Source organism: Streptomyces alkaliterrae, assembly GCF_007097205.2.
GTDB lineage: Bacteria > Actinomycetota > Actinomycetes > Streptomycetales > Streptomycetaceae > Streptomyces > Streptomyces alkaliterrae.
Window position 1 is genome coordinate 1 of record NZ_VJYK02000326.1, and the last position, 5,953, is coordinate 5,953.

Here is a 5,953-nt window from a genome sequence, read left to right on the forward strand (position 1 = left end):
GCCCGGCGACCCGACCCCGCCCGGCGAAGCCGTCACGCCCCCGGACGTCGTCGGGGTGCTTGCCCGCCTGGTGGACCGTTCGCTGGTGGTGCGGGTGGACGACGGGCCGACGGGCCGTTTCCGGCTGCTGGAGTCGGTCGCCGAGTACGCGCTGGAGCGACTGGCCGCCGCGGGCGAGCGCGACAGGGCGGAGAGCCGGCTCGTGCGCTGGGCGGTGCGGTCGGCGGAGGGGGCCGCCGCAGGACTGCTGCGCGCGGACCAGCGGCGCCGACTCGTCGACCTGGACGCGGAGTCCGGCACCGCACGGGCGGCGCTGGAGGCGGCCCGGCGGCACGGCCTGGCCGAGGAGGCGGACCGGCTGGTGGCCGCGCTCGGCTGGTACTGGTTCCTGCGCGGCCGGTTCCAGGAGGGCCGCCGCGCGACGCTGCTCGCCGAGGAGGCCCGGACGGGCCCGGCGCCCCGAAGCGGTGAGGCGCCGGTCGGCGACGAGGGCGCCGACGCGGTGACGTGGCGCGGCTTCTTCGCACTGCTCGCCGGGGCTCCGGCGCCGGCGGACCTCGACCGGTCGCTCACCGGGCACGGGCCGGGTGCGGCCCGCCGCCGTTGGCTGATCGCGCTCGCCCACTGGACCGCGGGCGACCTCCCGGCCAGCGAACGCCGGCTGTCGGCCGCTCCCGAGGACCATCCGCCGGGCGACCCCGCACCCGCCCACCGCTGGTACCACGCCGCCGCGCGCATGCTGCGCGGCCAGCACGCGCTCGTCCGAGGCGATCTACGGGCCGCCGAGCGGGACGGCCGGGCCTGCGCGGAGGTGTTCGCCGGCCTGGACGACGGCTGGGGGCGCTGCCAGGCGGACGCCCTGCTGGCCTCGCTCGCCGAGATCAACGGCGACTACGCGCGGGCCGCCCAGCTCAGCCGTTCCGGCCTGGAGACCGCCCGGGGGCTCGGGCTGTGGCCGGAGGTCGCGGACCGGCTGTGGGCGCTGGGGCGCGTGGAGATGCTGGGCGGCCGGTTCGACGAGGCGCGCTCCTTCCTGGAACGCGCCCGGCGGGTGGCGGTCGAGCACGGCTACACCAGCGGCGTCACGCACGCCGAACACGCGCTGGCGCTGTGCGCCCGGCGGGCCGGGGAGCCGGCAGAGGCCGAGGAGCGGCTGCGCCCGCTGCTCGCCGGCTACCGGGAGATCGATTTCGCGCCCGGTGAGACGCTGGCGCTGGCGGAGCTCGGCTTTGTCGCCGCCGGGCTCGGCCGGGTGGACGAGGCGGCCGAGCTGCACGGGCGCGGACTGGCGCTGGCCCGTGCGCTCGGCGACCAGCGCGCGGTGGCGCTTGCCGTGGAGGGCATGGCGGAAGTGGCGGTGCTGCGCGGGGACGCGGCGCACGCGGCGGAGTTGCTGGGCGCGGCCGCCGCCGGCCGGGAGGCGGCCGGGGCGCCGCTGCCCGAGGCGGAGAGCCAGGACGTGCGCCGGGTCGCGGCGGCGGTACGGGACCGGATCGGCGAGCCCTCCCTCACCGCCGCCCTCCGGCGCGGCCGCGCCCACTGGCGCGGCATCCTCTGGGACGCGACACGGCCCGGCCGTCAGGCGGCGGCTACGGGCACTCGCCGCTCCAGCGCAGGGTGGTGATCCGCACCCGGTCGCTGTCGCTCTTGTAGAGCCCGGTCACATACGTGCCGGCCTCCGGGGTCTTGTTGTTCGTGGAGTGGTAGTGCAGGCAGCCGCCCACGTCGGTCACCTTGCCGTTCCGCTCCCTCTTCCCGGCCCAGTAGACGTGGTCGGCGCCCGGGTACCTCTTGCCGTTGTTGAAGATCCGGTTCGGGTACATCTTGCTCTTGCTCAGGTCCGCGTCGCCCTTGGTGGGGGCGAACATGTAGCCGCTCTTGGCGTACAGGCACACGTACTCGGACGGGCAGTTGTCCACGGTGGCGGACGGGCTGGCCTGGGCGGGGCCGGCGAGTGCGACGGTGGCGACGATGCCGCCGGCGGCGGCGAGGACACGACTCAGACGTGCGCGCATGTGCGACGTTCTCCCAACACGGGGTGGCTCTGTCGCGGAGACGGTCGACCTCCGCGGGCGCCGGGTGCCGCGTGACCGCAGGCCACAGGGCCGGGCGCCGGATCGAGCATCGGCGGCTCGCCGCCGCCTGAACACCTCGGACCTCCGAGGGTCCGCGACCGTTGTCAGCCGTACATACGGCGCATCGCGTAGTCGACCATCTCGCCGACCGCCTTCGCGTCGAAGACGACGCGGTGGTCGCCCTCTATGTCGAGGACGAAGCCGTACCCCGACGGCAGCAGGTCCAGCACCTCGGCGCCGGTGATCACGAAGTACCTGGACTCCTTGCCCGCGTACGCCCGCAACTCCTTGAGCGTGGTGAACATGGGGATGACGGGCTGCTGGGTGTTGTGCAGGGCGAGGAAACCGGGGGTCTCGCCGCGCGGGCAGTAGACGCGGGAGTTGTGGAAGATGCTCTGGAACTCCTCCGCCGACATGGTGCCGGTGGTGAAGGCGCGTACGGCGTCGGCGAGGGACGGCGGCGCCGGCTCGTACAGCGGCTGCTGCTGCAGCGGCGGCTGGCCGTAGCCGGACTGCGGAGGCGGCGGCTGCGTCGAGTACTGCCCGTGGCCGCCGGGGTGGTGGCCCTGTGCGCTCTGGTCGTAGCCGTACATGCGCCTAAGGTTAGCGTCGGCGGGCGGCTCGCCGTGCCCCGCTTGCCGCACCGGACGCCGCCCCGGGCGCCGCAGACCGCGAACCAGCCCTCCTACCGCAGGTAACACGTGGGGTTTTCGACAGCTCCGTCACACTCCCGCCGCTTGGGGTTGCTTCTTATTACCGACGGGTAGCACTATGGGAGCTACTGATTGGTACGCATCTGGAGGAGCACCCCCTCCCCGGCATTACGGAGCCTGGCGCCATGGGCCACTACAAGTCGAATCTCCGGGACATCGAGTTCAACCTGTTCGAGGTGCTCGGTCGCGACACGGTGTACGGCACAGGGCCGTTCGCGGAGATGGACGTGGAGACCGCCAAGAGCGTGCTCTCCGAGATCGCACGCCTGTCCGAGAACGAGCTGGCCGCATCCTTCGAGGACGCGGACCGCAACCCGCCGGTCTTCGACCCGGAGACCAACACCGCTCCGATCCCCGAGTCGTTCAAGAAGAGCTACCAGGCCTACATGGACGCCGAGTGGTGGCGCCTGGGCATCCCGGAGGAGATCGGCGGCACCACCGCGCCGCGCTCCCTCCTGTGGGGCTTCGCCGAAACGATCCTCGGCGCCAACCCGGCCGTGTGGATGTACGCCTCGGGCCCGGCCTTCGCGGGCGTCCTCTACGAGGAGGCCACCGAGGAGCAGTACAAGATCGCCCAGCGCATGGTCGACCGCCAGTGGGGCTCGACCATGGTGCTGACCGAGCCGGACGCCGGCTCCGACGTCGGCGCCGGCCGCGCGAAGGCGATCAAGCAGGAGGACGGCTCCTGGCACATCGAGGGCGTCAAGCGCTTCATCACCTCGGGCGAGCACGACATGTCCGAGAACATCATCCACTTCGTGCTGGCCCGCCCCGAGGGCCACGGCCCGGGCACCAAGGGCCTGTCGCTGTTCATCGTCCCCAAGTACGACTTCGACTGGGAGACCGGCGAGCTGGGCGAGCGCAACGGCGCCTACGCCACGAACGTCGAGCACAAGATGGGCCTCAAGGCCTCCAACACGTGCGAGATGACCTTCGGCGACAAGCACCCCGCCAAGGGCTGGCTGCTCGGCGAGAAGCACGACGGCATCCGCCAGATGTTCAAGATCATCGAGTTCGCGCGGATGATGGTCGGCACGAAGGCCATCGCCACCCTCTCCACCGGCTACCTCAACGCCCTGGAGTACGCCAAGGAGCGCGTCCAGGGCGCGGACCTGGCCAAGTTCACCGACAAGACCGCCCCGCGCGTCACCATCACGCACCACCCGGACGTGCGCCGCTCGCTCATGACCCAGAAGGCGTACGCCGAGGGCATGCGCGCGCTGGTCCTCTACACCGCCGCCGTCCAGGACGAGATCCTGATCAAGGAGCACGCCGGCGAGGACGCCTCCGCCGCGGTCCGCCTCAACGACCTGCTCCTGCCGATCGTCAAGGGCTACGGCTCCGAGAAGTCCTACGAGCAGCTGGCGCAGTCGCTCCAGACCTTCGGCGGCTCCGGGTACCTCCAGGAGTACCCGATCGAGCAGTACATCCGGGACGCCAAGATCGACACCCTCTACGAGGGCACCACCGCGATCCAGGGCCAGGACTACTTCTTCCGGAAGATCGTCCGCGACCAGGGCCAGGCCCTGACCGCGCTCTCCGAGGAGATCAAGAAGTTCCTCGCCGAGGCCGCCGGCGGCGAGGACCTGGCCGCCTCCCGCGACCAGCTCGCCAAGTCCGCCGCGGACCTGGAGGGCATGGTCGGCACCATGCTCACCGACCTCGCCGCCACCGAGCAGGACGTCAAGTCCATCTACAAGGTCGGCCTCAACACCACCCGCTTCCTGATGGCCTCCGGTGACGTCGTCATCGGCTACCTGCTGCTGCGCGGTGCCGCCGTGGCCGCCGAGAAGCTGGCCGACGCGTCCGCCAAGGACAAGTCCTTCTACGAGGGCAAGATCGCCGCCGCCAAGTTCTTCGCGGCGAACATCCTCCCGGGCGTCTCGGTCCAGCGCGAGCTGGCCGAGAACATCGACCTGTCGGTCATGGAGCTGCCCGAAGAGGCCTTCTGACCCGAGTGACGGTCGCCGCCACCGGCGGCCGCACACGAACACGAGGGGCCCGCTCCCGGTCGGGGGGAGCGGGCCCCTCGCCCATGCGCCCCTGGGGGCGCACGGCGCCACGCGAGTCGCCGTCCGCCCCCACGGAGGACCTGCCGTTCGCCATCGGGGTGAAGGCCGACGTCGAGGGCGAGGCGCGGGCGTCGATGAAGGGGGTACGGATCGGCTGCTCCGTCGGAAAACACCGGTACGAGACGCGAACCGAGGTCAGGGTGAGCGTTCAGCAGGTATGCGGGAGTGCGGATACCGCGTGAGCGTTTCCGTTCCCGGGGCGGAATGATCGGGGCGAAATCGCGCACGTGGCTGAGCATTCTCAAGAAGGCGGGGCCTGGCGGTAGTTGAATGGCGCGCATCAGTACACTTCTCCAACTCGCCCCGTGGGGAGGTGCCGCAACCGGCGGCGTAACGGGGGTGGGGGCCGTCGCCGGGAGGCGCGGCCGTGGCGATTCGGAGGAGAATCCGTGAGATCCAGAATAGGCGGCAGTGGGCGCGGGGGCCGGAGACGGGTGGCCCCTGGACTGGGTGCGGCGCTCATCGCGGGAGTGCTCGCGCTCACCGGCTGCGGAAGTGACTCCGACAGCCCGGACGGCGCCAAGGAGAACGGCGCGAACGCCTCTGCGGGAGCCACACCGGAACCCGGCGACCAGGAATCCGGCCAAGGCGAGGGCGCCGGCGACGCTGCCGGCGACGGAGGAGGCACGGCCGCCATCCGGACCGATCCCTGCGAACTGGCTTCCAAGAAGGACGTCGAGGGCGTTCTCGGAACTCCGGTTCTGAAGGTCGAGAAGGCGAGCGTCGGTTCCAGCCCCGTGTGTTCCTGGGCGGTGGACGAGGGCGGCTTCGGAATCAGCGTGTCCGTGAAGTCGGAGAACGGCCGCACCGACTTCGAACAACAGGAACAGACCGCTCGTGACAGTACGAACACGCAGAAGGTCGAAAAGGTGACGGGCGTCGGCGACGCGGCCTTCGAACGGCACTCCGGTTACGGACCGACCCTGTGGATGCTCAGGGGCGACCTTGTCCTGGAAATCCAGTACCAGACCTCGCTGGCAGCCGACCGGGGCGAAATGCAGCGCAAGATGGGTCGGCTCATCGCGTCGAAGTCCTGACCGAGTGCGCGGCGGGGAGGACGGCGGGTGACCGAGTGGTGCCGTGGGGGCGGGAG

5 protein-coding genes are annotated in these 5,953 nt (G+C 71.5%); 3 read left to right on the forward strand and 2 right to left on the reverse strand.

All coding sequences use genetic code 11. The annotated features are described in order from the left end of the window. Positions 1–1,624 (forward strand): ATP-binding protein (locus FNX44_RS28215; RefSeq protein ID WP_173019258.1); only part of this gene is annotated, 1,624 nt, incomplete at its 5' end. Here the strand turns inward: FNX44_RS28215 and FNX44_RS22725 are convergent. Together FNX44_RS22725 and FNX44_RS22730 are read right to left on the reverse strand one after the other, a co-directional pair. Then, positions 1,590–2,015 (reverse strand): hypothetical protein, encoded by a 426-nt coding sequence (locus tag FNX44_RS22725; RefSeq protein WP_143650653.1) that lies wholly within the window; start codon positions 2,013–2,015, stop codon positions 1,590–1,592. The genes FNX44_RS28215 and FNX44_RS22725 overlap by 35 nt on opposite strands. A 164-nt stretch (positions 2,016–2,179) precedes the next feature. Further along, positions 2,180–2,668, reverse strand: coding sequence for an SseB family protein (locus tag FNX44_RS22730; protein ID WP_143650654.1), 489 nt, complete (start codon positions 2,666–2,668; stop codon positions 2,180–2,182). Positions 2,669–2,913: 245 nt separating this feature from the next. Here FNX44_RS22730 and FNX44_RS22735 point away from each other — a divergent pair, with 245 nt between their 5' ends. Together FNX44_RS22735 and FNX44_RS22740 are read left to right on the forward strand one after the other, a co-directional pair. After that, complete coding sequence (locus FNX44_RS22735; RefSeq protein ID WP_143650655.1) at positions 2,914–4,740, forward strand: acyl-CoA dehydrogenase; 1,827 nt, start codon at positions 2,914–2,916, stop codon at positions 4,738–4,740. A 590-nt stretch (positions 4,741–5,330) separates the two neighbouring features. Next, the gene (locus FNX44_RS22740; protein ID WP_173019259.1) at positions 5,331–5,897 is read left to right on the forward strand and encodes a DUF3558 family protein; all 567 of its coding nucleotides are present in this window, start codon (positions 5,331–5,333) and stop codon (positions 5,895–5,897) included. Positions 5,898–5,953: the final 56 nt, after the last annotated feature.

Excerpts from the sequence above, each read along its gene's own strand:
- FNX44_RS22725 (WP_143650653.1), bottom strand. The coding sequence starts at position 2,015 with ATGCGCGCACGTCTGAGTCGTGTCCTCGCCGCCGCCGGCGGCATCGTC.
- FNX44_RS22730 (WP_143650654.1), bottom strand. The coding sequence starts at position 2,668 with ATGTACGGCTACGACCAGAGCGCACAGGGCCACCACCCCGGCGGCCAC.
- FNX44_RS22735 (WP_143650655.1), top strand. The coding sequence starts at position 2,914 with ATGGGCCACTACAAGTCGAATCTCCGGGACATCGAGTTCAACCTGTTC.